1 protein-coding gene is annotated in these 638 nt (G+C 63.9%); it reads left to right on the top strand.

From position 1 onward, the window contains the following. Positions 1-366 (top strand): AI-2E family transporter (locus tag SAHL_RS02960; RefSeq protein ID WP_123589926.1); only part of this gene is annotated, 366 nt, incomplete at its 5' end. Positions 367-638 lie beyond the last annotated feature (272 nt).

Raw genomic sequence — 638 nt, 5'->3', positions numbered from 1 at the left:
CGCTATCTGCTGACGATCACGGTGATCAACTTCAGCCTGGGCGTCGTCATCGGCCTGACGATGTTCATGCTGGGCCTGCCGAACCCGGTGTTGATCGGCGTCGGCGCCTTTCTCCTGAATTTCGTGCCCTATGTCGGCGCGCTCGTGGGCGCCCTGGCCACGGCGGCCATCGCGCTGCTCACGTTCGACTGGTACGGCTGGGCCATGATCGCCGGCGGCACCTATGTGCTGATCAATTCGATCGAGGGCCAGCTCGTCACGCCGTACTTCGAAGCGATTTTGAGGGTCAGGTCTTGCATTTTGCATTCGTTGCAGAAGATTCACTGCAGTTCGGCATCGTGCCTGTTTGGCGGAGTGATCCGATAGCAACTTCGAAGCTACCGCGTCCGATGAAATGCGGGCTGCCCGTGCGAGCAAACGCCCCGCTCGAGCGATTGGCACGGCTCGATACCCGAGCCGCCGGTCTAGAGCCGCACGCCGAAGAGCTTCCGGCGCAACACGTTCGCCGCCGCGCGGAGCAGGTCCACGAAGCGCTGGTCGGTGCCGAGCTGGGTGGCGCCGAAGCGCTCGCTCCAGCGCGTCTGGATGCGTGCGCAGTAGGCGTCGTTGTCGTACTCCCAGCGCTTGCGGCCGAGCCA

Source organism: Salinisphaera orenii subsp. halophila YIM 95161 (genome assembly GCF_003732545.1).
Classification (GTDB): Bacteria; Pseudomonadota; Gammaproteobacteria; order Nevskiales; family Salinisphaeraceae; genus Salinisphaera; species Salinisphaera orenii_A.
The sequence above is the reverse complement of the archived record's forward strand: the minus strand, read 5'-3'. Positions and strand labels throughout refer to the sequence as shown.